The organism is Staphylococcus sp. HMSC067F07 (assembly GCF_001837405.1).
GTDB classification, from domain to species: Bacteria; Bacillota; Bacilli; order Staphylococcales; family Staphylococcaceae; genus Staphylococcus; species Staphylococcus capitis.
Map to the genome: position 1 here is coordinate 291,255 of NZ_KV832234.1, position 18,211 is coordinate 309,465.

An 18,211-nucleotide genomic window follows, 5' to 3' on the forward strand; every position below is an offset into this window, starting at 1 on the left:
TTAATTCTGTAGCTGATGGTTTATTTTGTTGTTCAAAGTCGTCTTTAGTAGCTTCTAATTTAGCTTCTTGAATTTCTTGAGCCTCAGGTGATTGATCTGATAGATTATTGTCACTAACTTCTCTTTGGATTGCTACTTTTTGTGCTTGTAATTCATCAGAAGTTAAACCATCTTTAGAACGATTTCTAAAGTTCTCTACTCTATCTCTTACTGAATTAACGGTGTTTTCAGCCTGTTCTTTATAATTAAGTACTTTATTTCTTAAATCTTGTTCTTTATCTCTTAATTCATCTGTTTTTTTATATACTTTATTTTTATAAAAAAGACCTAAAGCAGAGCCAACGATTGCACTAGCAATAAAACTTACTACGAAGTCTTTACGTTTAGGCGTATTTGATGAATTGCGTGACGTACGGTTATATAAATCACGACCTGTATTATTTCTCTCAAAATTATCGCGGTTATAGTGTTCCATAACGATTCCTCCTAAAACAAAAGCACTTAAATAAGTAAAAACCTCATTTAAGTGCATTTAATTCATTCGTATTAATTATTTGTTAACACGTGTAGTGTAACTATGATCAGAATTGTATTCTGAATTTGAATAGCTATGATTTGCATCGTCAGCTACAGTGTTTGCTTTGTAGTTTGCACTTCCTCTACGGTAGTATCTATTTTGCCATTTGTCAGCAATTTCCATTGCCACATTTGACCATTGAACTACTTGAGAAATTTTATCTTCATTTTGAGAAATATTGTGCGTAATTGAGTTAGTTACTCGGTCTACAGAACCATTTAAAGTTTGAACTGAGTCGCCGATACCTTTAACAGCATCTACAACAGAATTTAAACGATCCACTTTACCTTGAATATCTTCAGTTAAGCGATTTGCTTTATGAAGTAAATCAGTAGTTTCTCGAGTAATACCTTGAACTTGACCTTCAACACCATCAAGTGTTTTAGCCACGTAATCTAAATTTTTCTTAACAGAAATTAAAACTACAACGATACCGATACATAAAATTAAGAACGCTATCGCAGCGATAATTCCTGCAATTGGTAAAATCCAATCCATTAAAAACGCCTCCTAAATACCATAAAATAAAAGTCATTAATATTTAATACCCATGATGTTTTATTATAAACATATTAAAACTCATTTTTTACGCCTAATTTTTCTAAATAAGCTTTAAGTAACTTTTGAATGTCACCAGCGCCCATAAATAAAATGACTGCGTTATCAAATTCTTTTAATATGTCAATACTATTTTCATCTATTAGCGACGAGCCGTCAATACGTTCAATTAAATCTTGTATAGTTAATTCACCTGTATTTTCTCTAATAGAACCAAAAATTTCACATAAGAATACGCGATCTGCTTTACTTAAACTAGATGCGAATTCGTCTAGAAAAGCTTGAGTTCTAGAGAACGTGTGAGGTTGGAAGACAGCTACTACTTCTTTCTGTGGATATTTCTTTCTAGCTGATTCAATTGTAGCACTAATTTCTCTAGGATGGTGAGCGTAATCGTCTACTAATACTTGATTAGATACTTTTGTTTCGTTAAAGCGACGTTTTACACCACCAAAAGTGACTAATGCATCTTTAATGTTGTCAACATTCATCTTTTCTAAATAACTAATCGCAATAACTGAAAGCGCATTTAAAATATTATGGTCACCAAATTGTGGTGATAAGAACTGATCATAAAATTCCCCGTTAGTATAAACATCAAACTGAGTACCTTTTTCGGTGATTTGAATATTTTTAGCATAAATATCGTCAGTCTCTTTAAAACCATAATAATAAATTGGTACATCAGCCTCTAATTTACGTAAATAGTCATCATCACCCCATGCAATTATGGCCTTCTTAACGTTATGAGCCATATCTTGGAAAGCATCATAGACATCTTCAATATTTTTAAAATAATCTGGATGATCAAAATCAATATTCGTCATAATCGCATAATCTGGATGATAACTTAAGAAATGTCTACGGTACTCACAAGCTTCGAATGCAAAATAATCGCTTCCAGGCAATCCCATGCCAGTACCATCACCAATTAAGAATGATGTCTTTTTATCTCCGTTCATAACATGTGACAATAGACCAGTTGTTGAAGTTTTACCGTGAGCACCTGTAACAGCTACAGATGTATATTGATTGATAACATGACCTAGGAAGTCATGATATTTAATGACATCAAGTTTTAATTCATGAGCTTTAACTATTTCTTCATGATTGTCTGAAAATGCATTACCCTGAATGACAACCATGCCTTCTTTAATATTTTCAACATCAAAAGGTAAAATTTTGATGCCTTTGTTACGTAGAGCAACTTCGGTAAATACGTATTTTTCTATGTCTGAACCTTGGACTTCATGACCAAGATCATGCATGATTTGTGCTAATGAACTCATGCCGGAGCCTTTAATTCCGACAAAATGATAGTGCGTCATTTTAATACTCCTTACTCAATTTATTCTTTATTTAAATCCGCTTCAGTAATATAAACATCCCTTGGTTTAGAACCGTTAGCACCTGATATATAACCTAACTGCTCTAATTGATCTATAATTCTAGCTGCTCTATTGTAACCAATTTGGAAATGTCTTTGAATCAATGAAGTTGATATATGTCCTTCATTCACCATAAACTCGCACACGTCATCGAATAAATCATCTTGTGCTTGAGATTGTGTTTTCTTTAATAATTCCTTTTCTTCAAATAAGTATTCAGGTTCTCGCTGCTGTTTAATAAAGTCAACGACATCATCTATTTCCTCATCAGAAACGAATGTACCTTGAACACGAATTGGCTTATTCATTCCACTTCCTAGATATAGCATATCACCATATCCTAATAAGCGTTCCGCGCCACCACTATCTAGAATTGTTCTTGAATCCACGCTTGAAGATACCATAAAGGCAATTCTAGTAGGAATATTTGCTTTAATCAGACCCGTAATAACATTTACTGAAGGTCTTTGTGTAGCCACTAACATATGAATACCACATGCACGTGCTTTTTGAGCAATACGTGCAATTGATTGTTCTACTTCTTGAGGTGCCATCATCATCAAGTCGGCTAACTCATCAATTACTATAACAATTTTTGGCATTCTTTGCTCATAAGGTGCCTTTTTATTAAATGCAGTAATATTTCTTACGTGATATTGAGCAAATAATTTATAGCGTTTCTCCATTTCTTCTACTGCCCATTTTAAACTTTGAGTAGCAGCTTTCACATCTGTAATTACAGGAGAAACTAAATGTGGTAAATCATTGTATGGTGCTAATTCCACCATCTTAGGATCAATCAATAGTAAGCGTAATTCTTCAGGGTGATTTTTATATAATAATGACATTAAGATACTATTGATACAAACCGATTTACCTGAGCCTGTTGCTCCGGCAATAAGTGCATGAGGCGTTTTAGCGATATCCATTAATAATGGTTCATTATTAATTCGATAACCCATCGCTACAGTTAATTTAGACTCTGTATTTTTAAATTTAGGTGTTTCTATAATAGAACGTAAGTTAACCTTAGTTGGGTCTTGATTTGGTACTTCAATACCTACAAGACTTGTTCCAGGAATTGGCGCTTCAATACGTATATCTTTGGCAGCTAATGCCATTTTAATATCGTCTTGAAGTGCAGTAATCCTTGAAACTTTCACACCTTTTTCTACAGATAATTCAAATCTTGTAACACTTGGCCCTTCTGTTACATTTTTAACCTCTGCGGGCACATTGAAATAATAAAGTGCATCATTTAATTCCTGTTTCTTCTCTTCTATCCATTCTTCATCAACTTCGTGTGGTTCAGGTTCTTCTAATAAATCAAAGCTAGGCAATTTAATATTAGGTCCTTTTCTAATTCCTTGTTGCTTATCTTGAGGTGACTCTTGTTGGTTTTTATAAGAATTGGATGCTTGTTCTTTTACTTCCTGATGAGTAATTCCTGTTGCAGAAGTTTTATTATTATTTAGGTTAGTGTCATCATTATCTTTTACAGTTTCTGAGTAATAATTACCGCTACTTCTTCCACTAGTTTCATTATGAGATGTGCTTTGAGTATGCTGTTGAATATGCTTATTGTTAACATTGTCACTTGTAGACACACCTGTAATACCGTCGTCGTTTGATTCAGATTGAGTTTGGTACTCATGTGAAGTTTGTTGATTTGTTTCACTTTCATTTAAATTATTCTCAGAAGTAAATTGACTCTCACTAAAATCCATTTCAGTAGATTGATCAATTTGTTGTTCAGGTTTTAATTCGGGAACATTAATTCTACTATTGTTTTTACTATCCATCATACGTTTCTTATCTGAAGGCGTCATTACCACATTAAATGGTTTACTACCTGCAAATCGCGGTTTATGTGTTGAAACATCTTTTGATTGCGATTGAGTTGTTGGTCTATTTAATTCCGATTCTTGAGCCACACTGCTACCAAATGATTGACCTTCATTAGCTGTCATACTATGTTTTGAATTAACCGTGGAAGCCATAGTATCATTATTTGAAGCATTTACTATCGACGAAGAACTATCACTATTTATCTCACTTGTACTTAATGAAGAAGCTGATTCTTTAAAATCATCATCGTTTTTCTGTCTATGTTTAGCATACTCCTTCTCATTATCAACACTTTGGTTAATTGCATTATTATAGTGTTCTTGCTGTTGTGAATTTTCATTTTCAAGGTGAGAAGTCGATTCTGATGGTTGTTGGCTATCATTTAATTCTTGGAATTGAGCATCCTCTACATTATCGTTGTGTGCTTTATCAACACTAGTTTCCTCAGTAGCATTTTCGCTAGAGGCATCACTTACATGCACATCTTCGTCATTTACCTTTTGAATATGTTGTTCATCATCAAGGTTGATTTCTTCATAATTGTACGACGAAGCGCCAATTTGGTCTTCTTTGAATGAAGTTGTTGTAGTTCTTTCTGACACATTATTAGACTGTCCGTCATTCATATCCTCATCATTATGGTCTTCATCTAGAGAGCTTTCACCAATGTATTGGTGTGCTTGTTTCGCGTACATTTCATCAATTGCTTTTTGAATTTGATCTTCTTCATTGTCTTTATTTTGTTGTCTCTTTTGTTGAAGCGCTTTTTTAAATCTTCTTTTTTGAAGGACTTTACGTTCTCTTTCACGTCTGATTTCTTCAACGATTTGTGAAGCATAGATATTTTCAATATTAACAGTGTTATCTTTTTTAGAATAATTAGGTGTTCGTCCTTCAGACTTTTGCGCTGAATGATTGTTAGATTGAAGATGACTTGAAGATGTTTTCTGTGTCTGTTCTGTATCTGAAGTTTTGGCATGGATTTTTGGTTGAGGTTGATTATCTTTAGATGATGATTCTTCAGATTGATAGCCCATTTGTTTATTTATAGATTGACGATACATGTTTACATCATGTGCATTTTTAGGTTGATTCCTTTGTGATTTACTAGTTGCATTATTGCTATTTTGTAGAGAATCTTGTTTAGGTGGAATCACTCCGTTTTCTAAAGGACGTCGTTGCTTAGTTCCAAAAATAGCTGACGGAACGTCGCTCGCTTTGAAACTACCGCCATGATATGTAAGTTCAGAATTCGTAGAGGATTGGAGTTTACTGTTAGATTTCAAACGTTCAGATTGTAATTTCATGCGAGAATTTGACTTATTATTATATGAACGATAATCATCAGATTGACTGTTATTAGAACTTCTTTTAGAACGACTTGACTCGCGATGATGCATTTGATTTTCATTACGATTTGAATGTTGATTAATATGATCATGCTCACGCATTTGAGATGAACGTCTACGGCGATGTCTTTTTCCAGAATTATCAACTAAATTACGTGTAGAGTCATCATCTTGTGTGTCATATGTTCTTGAACCATAATTAGCATTGTATTCAGAAGTTTCATATTTTTTATCATTATCTAGATCGTTATATGAAGCTTCTTCAGATACATGCATAGGAAATCTAAATTTACCTCTTGGGCGATTATAAATATCATTGTTTTGAGGCAGTAATGAGTCTTGATTATTTTGTTGAGATTGAGTGCCCTGTCTTCTTTTTTTATTTTTACGTAACAGGTCGTCATTTGAATCATTATCTTCGCCAAATAATTTATCAAACCAGCTCATAATTTCACTACCTTTCTTTATTATTCAAAAAATGCTTGCCCAATTTCATAATCATCATTTAATACCATAATACCCTTCTCTTGAGGTGCATTTGGTAAATCTAATTCTTTCATTGAACAAATCATACCACTTGAATCAACACCACGTAATTTAGCATCTTTGATAACCATTCCACTTGGCATTACAGCACCTACTTTAGCTACTACTACTTTTTGTTCAGCTGCTACATTAGGTGCACCACAAACAATTTGTAAAGTTTCATTACCAACATTAACTTTTAAAACACTTAATTTATCCGCATCAGGATGTTTTTCTTTAGTTTCAACATATCCAACTACAAACTTAGGTGATAAATCAGTATCTAATTGATAGTTAAATCCAGAATTATTAATAGATTGTTGTAACGCCTCAATAATTTCTGAAGTTAATTTGATATGACCGTTTCCTTCTATTTTTATTTTATCTGATACGTTAAAGATATTGAAACCAACAACTTGCCCATCTTGAGTGATTTCGACTACATCATCTTTCTTGTTGTAATCAAATGCACCATCTGTAGGTTCAATCTGTAAAAAAGCTACATCTCCTACACCTTGTGGATTATAAAATAAGTTCATCTATAAAACTCCATTTCTATTGATTATCTTTATTATTAAATTTCTTTCTATTCGCTTCTAATCTCTGTATAACATCAGGATTACGTTTTTGTTTATTATTTTTTCCTAGAATAAATATTGGTTCTAAGTGTCCCTTGTCATAGCCAAATGATAATGAAGTAATTGGTACTAAACCTTTAGTAAAGAATTCCATTGTCAAATGAGCCATGACATCGTAACCTGTTTTATTACGTATATCAGCAATAATTAACACGTCTTGGTGAGGAACTGCAACTAACATCTCACCCTCACATTGTTCTTGGACTTCATTCAAGAATGACGTATTAAGTATGCGACTTGCATCATACCCATCATTAGAATTGATGAAATAAAAAATATTGCCTTTAACCTCATCAGTAGAATATTTATTTTTAAGTTTTCTAACATTGAATAATGACATTTCTTTAATTTGTTGTTCAGTCATATTTACTGTTTTTAACATACTTTCATCTATTAATCTGTATGATTTACCTAAATCGAGAGCATAATAAATATTCGTTTCAGCTGTATGTTCACTATAAATAAATGAATGACCTTCTTTAGTCTTCTTGTCAAAGCTTGTTGCTCGAACAACTGGCATGATTTTTAAATCTTCCATTTTTTCTAAAGAATGATCGCCCATTTGAGCAATTGCTTCTTCTACATAGTAAACAATTTCATCTATAATTTTATCTTTTTGTTCTTCATATTTGGCGACAATAGCATTGAGTTTGATTGTGACACCTTTATGATTATCTGTACGATAAATTCTTAAAGTTTCTTCTTCTCTATCAAATTTAAAGTCTACGTCTAAATGATTTAAACGCGCTTTTAATTTATCTCTCATTTGGAAGACATTCATTTAAAACACTCCTATTTTCGCACCTTATAACAGTTTACAATAAATAACTGCTATATAACAGAAAAAACTAAAAATACGGTGTATAGATAACGTTATTTTCTAAATAAATTGATACTTAAATATATTTTGCTAAAAATGCATCAATTTGATCAATAGATTTTCTTTCTTTACCTATATAGCTACCTTCAAGTTTACCATTTTTATAAACTAAGAAACTGGGTATTCCTAGGATATCGTTATCAATACATATATCAATAAATTTGTCTCTATCTACCGAAACAAAATTAAAGTCTTTATATTTGTTTTCTAATTTAGGTAAATCAGGTTCTATAACTTTGCAGTCTGGGCACCAATCAGCGGTAAATTCAAAGACAGTATTACCTTGTTTTAATTCTTCAAATTGTTGTTCTGTATCAAGTTGTTTCACTTGTTCTACACTCCTTAACCAAATTTTAGTACTTCTATTTGATGATGATTTAAATGAGTTATACATTCTTTTAATAGTTGTCTAGCTGAGTAGTAATCTCTTATATCAAAAACTGCATCCGTGCTGTGTATATATCTTGCGCAAACGCCAATCACTGCTGTAGGTATGCCCTCATTTGCTTTATGGATCTCTCCCCCATCGGTACCACCTGGAGAAATATAATATTGATGTTTAATATCATTTTCTGTGGCTAACTTTAATAAATAATCTCTAAAGCGTGGTTTCAATATCATTGTACCATCTTTAATACGAATTAATGTGCCCTCCCCTAGTGCACCAGAGAGTTGTTGTTTCCCTTTTATATCATTAGCTGGGGAACAATCTACCACGAAGGCAATATCAGGTTTAATTTGCTCAGCAGCCGCTTTTGCACCTCTTAATCCAACTTCTTCTTGAACGTTAGCGCCTACATACAAATCAACATCTAATTCTATATCTTTGAGCAATTCTAATATTTCTATCGCGAGGACACAACCATAACGATTATCCCATGCCTTAGCTATATAACGATACTCAGATAATTGAGTGAAAGATGTGTCAGGAACGATTGTATCTCCAATTTCAATACCTCTTTCTCGTACTTCTTCTTGAGATGAAGCACCGATATCTAACATTAAATCTTTTATTTCCGGAGCCGCTTCATTACCTGTTCTAAAGTGCTTTGGAATATTGGCAACAACGCCAACAATCTCATTGCCATTTCTATTTTTAACTTTCAGTCTTTGTCCTTGCCATATATCATTAGCAACGCCACCTAAATTAGTAAACTGAATCATACCATTATCAGTTACATGAGTAATCATAAAACCTATCTCATCCATATGTGCAGCAATCATTACTTTAGGGGCATTGCTTTGTTTAGATTTCTTAACTCCATAAATTCCACCCATGTTATTTTGAACAAATTCATCAACATAGGGGTTCATTTCTTGTTTCATATAATCTCTTACTTCATCTTCAAAACCAGGGGCTCCATGAAGCTCTGTTAATTGTTTTATGCGTTCTAAAGTTTTCGTATTATCTATCATCATACACAATCTCACTCCTTGCACTCTATTATATCATCTTCAATATGGTAAACTAAGAATAAGAATTTAGATAAGAGGAGATTATATGATGAAGTCTTTTAATTTTAAAGGTATAGCAATAGTGATGCTTTTCGTAACATTTATAACTTCACTATGTTTAGCATTTTACTTAACAAAGCGAAAATTATATAATGCCAATGACTTATTAAAAGAAGTTAAAACGTATTTTAGAAACGTAAAAGGCTCTTATGTAGTACATCAACCTATTGTCTTGAATAATGTTAATCATAACCAACCTATCTATCAAGGTGGTATTACAGCTTATCATGATGGTAAATTAGTAGACTATGAGTTTTATGCCGATGCTAATTCTGGTCAAGTTATCGATATTATCGAGTTATAGCATTCTATAATTAAGGTTATCGTTTGAATATTTTATCAAACGATAACCTTTTTTATTGTCTAGAAATAAATGTATCAATTGTTTTGAAGTCATCTTGGTATTTTACCGCAAAATAATTTTCATCATGATAAAACAAGAACCAATAATTATGATGCATGAAATATGGGATTAATCGTTCCTTTTCTCTAATGGATTGCATCGGATAGTCATCATAAGCTGTCACCCAAAGTGGATTAAGATGAGCAGTAGTCGGTAATATATCAGCCATATGCACAGCGTATTCATTATCACTTTCAATCGTAATGATTGAGTGACCGAAACTGTGCCCGCCTGTGTGCTTCATCTTTATACCAGGATAAGGTTCTATCTCATTTTCAAATAAAATTAACCTTTCCTTATAATCCCCTTGATTATAACTCCAATAAGTAGCTTGACTTCTTATGTTAGGTGAAAGAAATTCATGCCACTCGTCTTGCTGTATGAAATGTGTAGCTCGGTCAAAAATTGCATGTCCATCTTTATCTGTTAAACCAGAAGCGTGATCAAAGTGAAGATGGGTCATTAAGACCATATCAATATCAGAGGTTGTTAAACCTAATTGTTTTAAATCCTCATCTATTAAGCTCTCATATTCAACACCACTATTTCTTTGTTGTTTATCTGAAAGTTTACCATTACCAATACCCGTATCGATTAAAATATTCTTATCACTAGTTTGAATTAAAATAGGATGTGTCGGAGTATGAATTTGATTCTTATCATTTACTTTGTATTTTTTAGTCCATAACGGTTTGGGAACAACACCAAACATCGCCCCACCATCTATATTAGTGTTTCCACCTCTTAAATAATGGAGAGTAAATCGCCCTAATTTCAAAGATAACGCCTCCTTGACATTATTGAACTTCTCATAGAAATGATGTAAATTACATCTTTTATTAAAAATTATTATAAGTCACTATTAAAATCAAATGTAAGCATTTTATAGGAAAGTTTAAGTTCCCAGTCAATCTCATAGAAGTTTGAGTATACAAAATTTGATTCTCATTTTGAAATAGTTTATTAGGTAAAATAAAAAAAGCCTACAAAGTTTGTAACTTTGTAGACGTTCTATTTAAGACAATAGTTATATTATTTTCTTCTTTAAGGACTTTATAAATCCTTGTGAAATTTTGCTTCCATGCGATAGATTCTTGAGCCTTTATCAGAAAACTTTTTCTCATATTCTGTTAGAATATTATCTTCATCATCTTCGTCATGTAGGTTTAAATTCATTTTTGTAAAATACATCCCAAATTGCGACATACTCTCAAGACTATATGCAAATAAACCACGATTGTCTGTTTTAAAGTGAATTTCTCCATCGTCCTTGAGAATCTGCTTATATAGAGCAAGGAATGTGTGATATGTAAGACGTCTTTTTGCATGACGTTTCTTTGGCCAAGGGTCTGAGAAATTAAGGTATATTCTTGAAATTTCTCCATCTTTAAAATATTCATTTAACTCAATAGCATCATTACAAATCATTTTAAGATTAGTTAAATTAAGTTCTTTTGTTTTATCAAGAACTTTATACATGACACTTTTCTCACGTTCCATTGATACAAAATTAATTTCTGGATGTTTAGAAGCTAAAGTAGTTATAAACTGCCCCATTCCTGAGCCAATTTCTATATATATTGGTTGTTCTGTGTCAAACCAATCAGACATACGGCCTGCGTGAGTACCGTCCATGTCTACTAGGTCAGGATGTTCTTTTAAATAATCTTCTGCCCAAGGTTTGTATCGAACTCTCATATTAAATTACTCCTTATATAAATAAGTTGCTATTCATAACTTCATTTAAGAATTTCAACCACATATTCATATCTTTATATCGTTTTTGTTCTTCATACCATTGAACCATACCAATGGATTGAATCACTGTATACCATTTCATACGTTTATTTAAATTGATACTCTCTTCTAGGCCATATGTATCAAACCATTTTGACCATTTAGATTGAGGAACATAGTTGTAAAGCAGCATACCTATATCTATAGCTGGGTCTGCAATCATTGCCCCTTCCCAATCAACGAGATACAATTCATCTCTATCAGACAATAACCAATTGTTATGGTTAACATCTCCATGTACTACAGTAAAAAAGCGTGAATCTAAATTTGGAATATGATCTTCTAAATAAGTTAAAGCTTTTCTAACAACATGGTGAGTTAGAACTTCTCTAGATAAAGAGGCATTAATTTTATTTAACATGATATCAGGAGTGATAGGTTCCATTTCCATACGTTTAAGCATGCTTAACAATGGTTTAGAACTGTGAATTTTATTGAGTAATTTCGCTACTCTGGTTTGATCCATTTCATCAGATTTTAATTCTCTACCGTTCTTCCAATGCTGTGCGGTAACAACTTCTCCTGTTTCAATTCTTTTCGTCCATACAAGTTTAGGTACAATTCCTTCTGCAGACAATGCAGCAATAAAAGGATTAGAATTACGTTTTAAAAATAATTTCTGTCCATCTTGTTCAGCCATATATGCTTCACCAGAAGCACCGCCAGCTGAATCAAGCGTCCACCCTAACTGATAAAACTGCTCCAACATGTTCACCTCACTTTCAATTAGAAAATGGCTCTAGAAATATATTTTCAAGAGCCATATATTCTAATTTATAGAAAAGCGCATATTCTAATTTTCTCTTACGCTCAATTGATATTTAGATAACAGTTTTTTAAGTTGGCTTTATAATATAAAATTCCCTAAATATTTTATTTAATCAGCCCGTTCATTATTTATCACTCATAGAAGATTTTATAATTTTTAAGGGTCAATTTCAACTAAAAATGAGAAACAAAATGACACATTTTACTAGTCGAAAGTACTTGTATTTTCTAAATCACTTTAATATAAATTATAACATAATTTTAGCACTAATTATTGAGAAATTAAGACAATTTTATTAAGATTTTTAAAGTTTAAATAATTTTAAAATTTAAGGTTTTAAATACTATGTGATTTAATGTACTTATTAAAGCCTTCTTGCAATTTACGAGTTACATCTCCTACTTTTCCATTGCCAATATCGTGACCATCCACTTTAATCACTGGCATGACTTCAGCAGAGGTACTAGAAATAATAACCTCATCAGCATTTTTTAAGAAATCAACTGTAAATGTCTCTTCTTTGAATGGTATGCCGTAATCTTCAGCGATCCATTTTATTACACGGCGAGTAATACCATTTAAAATAAAGTTATTGATTGGATGCGTATAAATTGCACCATCTTTAATCGCATAAACGTTACTAGATGCACCTTCTGTAACTGTCTCACCTCGATGTTGAATCGCTTCTGTAGCGTTATATTTAACAGCATATTCTTTTGCTAATACATTTCCTAAAAGATTTAAACTTTTTATATCACAACGTAACCAACGAATATCTTCAGTTGTCACACCATATACTCCGTTTTCTAATTGTTCATATGGTCTGTCATAACTCTTAGTAAATGCCATGATTACTGGTTTTGTTGGAGGCGTCGGGAAGGAATGTTCACGAGGCGCTACACCTCTAGTTGCTTGAATATAAATCCCACCATTTTTCACATTATTTTCGTTTAATAATTGACGAACTAAATCAATTAACTCATCTACTGTATATCCTAAATCTAGGCCAATTTCATTTGCGCTTCTCAAAAATCGTTCAAAGTGTTCTTTAACTGTAAATAATTTTCCTTCGTAAGCACGAATATATTCATAGATTCCATCGCCAAATACATAACCACGATCTTCGTAAGATACTTTAGCGTCTTTTTCGTTCAAAAATTCCCCGTTAATAAAAACTTTTGTCATCGTTTATCCCTCCACACATAAAGCATAAATTGCCTCTAAATAAATACTGGTTGCGTTAATCAATTGTTTTTTAGTCATATATTCATTTTTTTGATGCATTAAATCTTCAGTATCTTCAAACATAGCACCAAATGCGACGCCTTTGTCTAGGTTTCTAGCATAAGTCCCCCCACCAATCGTGTAAGGTTCAGTCATATCGCCAGTTTGGTTTCTATATGCTTTGACAAGTTTCTCCACAAATGGATCATCTTTATCTACATAATGTGGCTTTTGAACTTTTCCAAGTTCAAGGCTAAATCCGATGTCTTTAATTTCATTAGTAAATCTTTCAACAGCCTCTTCAAATTCAAATCCCTGAGGATATCTTAAGTTCACACCGTATCTTCCAGCTTCTTTATTATCGTATTTAATAATTCCTATATTAGTAGTAACGTCTCCCATTACATCTGTATGGAATTTCATACCCATTTTTTCTCCAAAATGAGAATCAAAGAGATAACGATTATTGAATTCAACAAAATCTTTTGCACTTTTATCTAAATTTAAAGAAGACAAGAATTTAAGTAGATATAATCCAGCATTGACGCCTAGTGAAGGATCCATGCCATGAACCGCTTTACCTTCAACCGTTAAGATTAAAATTCCACTATCAACGGTACTTTCTCCTTGAAGCTCATTTTGTTCAACGAAATATTCAAAGTTTTGAATCACATCTGTCATATTTTCTTTAACTAAAACACGGGCTTCAGCATGATCTGGTACCATGTTATATCTTTGACCAGATTCAAAGTTTAATAATTCATAATCTGGTTCATCTACATCTTCATTTATTTGATCTTGAATTAAATCAAATGTAGTGATTCCTTTTTCACCATGTATCGCTGGGAACTCAGCATCAGGTGCAAAACCTAATGTAGGCATTTCTTCAGTTTGGAAATATCTATCTGTACATTTCCAATCAGACTCTTCATCTGTACCTATAATCATATGAATACGTTTCTTCCAATCTACGTTCATATCATTCAATATTTTCACGGCGTAATATGCAGCAATTGTAGGTCCTTTGTCATCTAGTGTACCTCTGGCAATAATTGCATCGTCTGTTACTACAGGATCAAATGGGTCAGAATCCCATCCATCACCAGCCGGAACAACGTCTACATGACATAAGATACCTAAGACATCTTCTCCTTGGCCAGCTTCTATTCGTCCGGCTATATGATCTACATCATGTGTTGAAAACCCATCTCTCTCAGCTAATTCGTACATGTAATCTAAAGCTTGTCTTGGTCCGGGTCCGACAGGTGCATCTTCAGAGGCTTTAGAATCATCTCTTACACTTTCAATAGATAATAAGCCCTTAAGATCATCAATCATTTGATTTTCATATTCTAGAACCTTTTCTTTCCACATTTGAGATCGACTTCCTTTTTATATAAGTTAAACTCCATTTTACAATATGTTACTCAGAAACTACAGTAAGATGTCAGAAAATTACTTAATTTTTTGTAATGATGATTTTCAAGTTAAATTATATCAAGTTTCGGAGTACTAATATAATGCATATTTGCGTTTCAAATTAAATGCTTTATATATTTTTTGAGATAAAAAAGAAGCCTATAGATGAACTTCTAGCGTTCATCTATAGGCTCTTTATTATTATGATTTAAATTGATAAATTTTATTTATTCTTTATCTTCTAAAGCATTTTTATTATTTTTTAAATCATCTTCAGAGACAACTCTTAGATTATTAGAAGTTGTTGCGCCACCTTCGTCGTCAAACTTTCCTTCTTCTAAATCATCTGCTTTTTTGTCATCTAAATCAGTAAATTTAGATTTTTCTTCTTCAAAGAATGCTTTAGGATCATTTTTAATACGATCAACATAATCTCTTGGATTATTTCTTACTTCTTGAATCGTTTCATTGGCTTTGTTTCCAATTTGGCTAGCAAAGTCTTTAGCGTTTGCTTTGTATGATTCAGGATTTTCTTTATATTTGTTATATTCATTTTTAAGTTTGTCACGACTGTCTTTGCGTGATAAAGCGACTGCTGCAACAGCGCCACCAATGCCTAATGCAATTCTAAATAAATTTGTACTTTTACCCATAATTGTACACCTTCTCCTTTGTCATTTTTTTAGATTTTCGAAATCTTGTTCATTTAAAAAACGATATTCACCAGAATTTAGAGTTTCATCTAATTCTAAATTGGCGATTTTAACACGTTTCAATTCTAATACCTCATTTTCGATACTATGAAACATTCGTTTTACTTGATGATATTTTCCTTCATAAATCGTAACATATGAAAGTCTATCATTTCCTTTAATAAGTTCTGCCGGTTTGACCTTACCATCAGAAAGTTCTACGCCTAATTTAAAAGCTTCTATATCTGACTGCTTAATAGGATATTTAGATATAACTTCATAAGTTTTAGATACATGTTTTTTGGGGCTCATTAATTCATGATTAAATTGTCCATCATTAGTTAATAAAAGTAACCCTTCTGTGTCTTTATCTAACCTTCCTACAGGAAAAATCCCTAAATGTGAAAATTCAGGGATTAAATCTAAAACAGTTTGATGAGCGTTATCTTCTGTAGCTGAAATATAACCTTTAGGTTTATTTAGCATCATATAGACGTTATCTACATATGAAATCTCTTCACCATCAACCACTACTTTGTCGGTTTCAGGGTCAATTTGAGATTTAGGTGTTTTAATTTTTTTCTCATTAGCCTCTACAAGACCTTTTTTAAGTAATTGTTTTACTTCAGTACGAGTGCCTAAACCCATATTAGCTAGAAATTTATCTATTCTCATCTTAAAAACGTCACTTTTCGTCTAATTTTTTCAGGAACATCACCTAAAAATTCGTCAGCCAGTCTATTCTTGATTGTAATGCCACCATAAATAAGCGCACCAACAATAACACTTATAGCTATTATAATGAGGTAACCAAATCTAGTAGGATTTAGGAATAATTTAAGAATGAAGTATACAACCTCTACACCTATCATCATGATGAAGGAGTATAAGAATATTTTAGCAAATTGAATCCAACTATAGCTGAATTTGAATTTCGCATATTTTTTTAAAATATAGAAATTACAGCCAATCGCAAATAATAATGCAATTGCAGTGCTTAGTACCGCACCTGGAGTGTGTAAAAGCATAATAAGCGGATAGTTTAGTGCTAATTTAATGACTACTGAACCTAAAATAACAAAGACTGTTAATTTTTGCTTATCAATACCTTGCAACATAGAAGCAGTTACACTTAATAGTGAAATTAATATCGCTACGGGTGCATAATAGAATAGTAATCTACTTCCGTCAAAGTTAGGGTCGTGACCATGAACAATAGGATCATAACCATAGAATACAGTAAATAAAGGTTGCGCTAATGCCATAATACCTATACTAGCTGGTACTGTAATAAATATTAGGACACCAATAGATGTTCTAATTTGTCTATGCATTTCCTCTAGACGACCCTCTTCATAAGTTTTTGTAATAAATGGAATTAAACTCACCGCAAAACCAGCACTTAATGATGTTGGGATCATTACAATTTTATTTGTAGACATATTTAACATGTTAAAGAATGTATCTTGTAACTTTGGATTTACGCCAACTAAACTTAGAGCCCCGTTATGTGTAAATTGATCTACTAAATTAAATAATGGAAAATTTAAACTTACAATTACAAATGGAATACTGTAAGCAATAATCTCTTTATACATGTTTCCATAAGAAACATGCATATTAGCTGTATCAGACTCAACCATTTCTTTAATATTTCTTCTACGTTTAATCCAATAATACCAAAGCGTAATAATTCCAGCTATAGCTCCGATTGCTGCTGCGAACGTGGCAATTCCATTTGCTTGTAGAACTGTACCATTAAATACATTTAAAGCTAAGTAACTACCTACTAATATGAAAATAATTCGGGCAATTTGCTCTGTTACTTCTGAAACAGCTGTTGGGCCCATAGATTTGTATCCTTGGAATATACCTCTCCATGTAGCTAAAACTGGTATAAATATAACTACCATACTGATAATTCTTATAATCCATGTAATATCAGCAACTGACCAACCAGTTTTCGCATTATTCTTACGCGATAAAGTTAACTCTGCTATGTATGGAGCTAAAAAATATAAAATTAGAAAGCCAATTACACCCGTAATACTCATTACAATGAAACTTGACTTATAAAACTTTTGACTGACCTTATAAGCACCTAAAGCATTGTACTTAGCTACGTATTTAGAAGCTGCTAGTGGCACCCCTGCAGTTGCTACAGCAATTGCAATATTATAAGGAGCGTAAGCATAAGTAAAAGGAGCCATATTTTCTTGCCCGCCAATCAATGAAGTGAACGGGATAATAAACAGCACACCTAATACTTTAGTAATTAAAATACTTAATGTAATTAAAAAGGTTCCTCGAACCATTTCTTTACTCTCACTCATTACCTATCTTCCTATCTTAAAATTTTATTAAAGTTTTATATCGTGTTGTTTATATCAAAACTTATTACCTTGCATTACTTAAAAATATATCACAAAATAATAAATGTTTGTCTTTTATTTTCCACTTTTTAGACATTGTAAAAATTATGTTTTAAAAAGCTATGTATCTGTAGAAAAAAGACACGATGTTAGTATTAATTTAATGAGGTTCCAAGTTTCATATTATAATTATATTTTTACTCTTTGTCATCTCATACCTTAATTTTTATTAGATAATACTTAAATAGTCTTATACA

Annotated in this window: 16 protein-coding genes and 1 pseudogene; 1 reads left to right on the forward strand and 16 read right to left on the reverse strand. The window is 32.2% G+C overall.

All coding sequences use genetic code 11. The features are described from left to right. The 8 genes and pseudogenes from HMPREF2706_RS04640 to HMPREF2706_RS04675 all read right to left on the reverse strand — a co-directional run. Positions 1-475, reverse strand: a pseudogene (locus tag HMPREF2706_RS04640) (smooth muscle caldesmon); the annotation flags it as partial. Between the two features lie 75 nt (positions 476-550). Next, on the reverse strand, positions 551-1,075 hold the full coding sequence (locus tag HMPREF2706_RS04645; protein WP_002453468.1) for a DUF948 domain-containing protein: 525 nt from the start codon (positions 1,073-1,075) through the stop codon (positions 551-553). Between the two features lie 74 nt (positions 1,076-1,149). Next, entirely contained in the window at positions 1,150-2,463 is a 1,314-nt protein-coding gene (gene murC / locus HMPREF2706_RS04650) for a UDP-N-acetylmuramate--L-alanine ligase (RefSeq protein ID WP_002434715.1), read from the reverse strand. Between the two features lie 20 nt (positions 2,464-2,483). After that, on the reverse strand, positions 2,484-6,167 hold the full coding sequence (locus HMPREF2706_RS04655; protein ID WP_070862221.1) for a DNA translocase FtsK: 3,684 nt from the start codon (positions 6,165-6,167) through the stop codon (positions 2,484-2,486). Positions 6,168-6,187: 20 nt separating this feature from the next. Then, positions 6,188-6,784 carry a YtpR family tRNA-binding protein gene (gene ytpR, locus HMPREF2706_RS04660; RefSeq protein WP_002434829.1) on the reverse strand — a complete coding sequence of 199 codons (597 nt, stop codon included), beginning with the start codon at positions 6,782-6,784 and terminating at the stop codon, positions 6,188-6,190. Between the two features lie 16 nt (positions 6,785-6,800). After that, positions 6,801-7,664: a DUF1444 domain-containing protein gene (locus tag HMPREF2706_RS04665; RefSeq protein WP_049427339.1), complete on the reverse strand. Its 864-nt coding sequence runs from the start codon at positions 7,662-7,664 to the stop codon at positions 6,801-6,803. Between the two features lie 115 nt (positions 7,665-7,779). Next, positions 7,780-8,091, reverse strand: a complete 312-nt coding sequence (locus HMPREF2706_RS04670; protein WP_030058669.1) for a thioredoxin family protein — start codon at positions 8,089-8,091, stop codon at positions 7,780-7,782. Between the two features lie 14 nt (positions 8,092-8,105). Further along, entirely contained in the window at positions 8,106-9,182 is a 1,077-nt protein-coding gene (locus HMPREF2706_RS04675; RefSeq protein WP_023350088.1) for a M42 family metallopeptidase, read from the reverse strand. Positions 9,183-9,267: 85 nt separating this feature from the next. On the opposite strand from HMPREF2706_RS04675, the gene HMPREF2706_RS04680 reads away from it, so the two are divergent. Next, positions 9,268-9,582, forward strand: a complete 315-nt coding sequence (locus HMPREF2706_RS04680; protein ID WP_049427341.1) for a peptidase — start codon at positions 9,268-9,270, stop codon at positions 9,580-9,582. 52 nt (positions 9,583-9,634) lie between these two features. Here HMPREF2706_RS04680 and HMPREF2706_RS04685 read toward each other — a convergent pair whose 3' ends face one another. The 8 genes from HMPREF2706_RS04685 to HMPREF2706_RS04720 form a co-directional block, all read right to left on the reverse strand. Further along, on the reverse strand, positions 9,635-10,459 hold the full coding sequence (locus HMPREF2706_RS04685; protein ID WP_037549509.1) for a YtnP family quorum-quenching lactonase: 825 nt from the start codon (positions 10,457-10,459) through the stop codon (positions 9,635-9,637). A 275-nt stretch (positions 10,460-10,734) separates the two neighbouring features. Next, positions 10,735-11,379, reverse strand: coding sequence for a tRNA (guanosine(46)-N7)-methyltransferase TrmB (gene trmB / locus HMPREF2706_RS04690; RefSeq protein WP_023350085.1), 645 nt, complete (start codon positions 11,377-11,379; stop codon positions 10,735-10,737). A 13-nt stretch (positions 11,380-11,392) separates the two neighbouring features. Then, a complete protein-coding gene (locus HMPREF2706_RS04695; RefSeq protein ID WP_002434704.1) occupies positions 11,393-12,184 on the reverse strand; it encodes a phosphotransferase family protein in 792 nt (263 codons plus the stop codon). A gap of 399 nt (positions 12,185-12,583) precedes the next feature. Further along, complete coding sequence (dat, locus tag HMPREF2706_RS04700; protein WP_049427347.1) at positions 12,584-13,432, reverse strand: D-amino-acid transaminase; 849 nt, start codon at positions 13,430-13,432, stop codon at positions 12,584-12,586. A gap of 3 nt (positions 13,433-13,435) precedes the next feature. Beyond that, on the reverse strand, positions 13,436-14,845 hold the full coding sequence (pepV, locus tag HMPREF2706_RS04705; RefSeq protein WP_049427349.1) for a dipeptidase PepV: 1,410 nt from the start codon (positions 14,843-14,845) through the stop codon (positions 13,436-13,438). A gap of 272 nt (positions 14,846-15,117) precedes the next feature. Next, entirely contained in the window at positions 15,118-15,543 is a 426-nt protein-coding gene (locus tag HMPREF2706_RS04710; RefSeq protein ID WP_002434662.1) for a YtxH domain-containing protein, read from the reverse strand. Between the two features lie 21 nt (positions 15,544-15,564). Further along, positions 15,565-16,257, reverse strand: coding sequence for a pseudouridine synthase (locus HMPREF2706_RS04715; RefSeq protein ID WP_049427352.1), 693 nt, complete (start codon positions 16,255-16,257; stop codon positions 15,565-15,567). Then, entirely contained in the window at positions 16,254-17,915 is a 1,662-nt protein-coding gene (locus HMPREF2706_RS04720; protein ID WP_049427353.1) for a putative polysaccharide biosynthesis protein, read from the reverse strand. The genes HMPREF2706_RS04715 and HMPREF2706_RS04720 overlap by 4 nt, the downstream gene beginning before the upstream one ends. Positions 17,916-18,211: the final 296 nt, after the last annotated feature.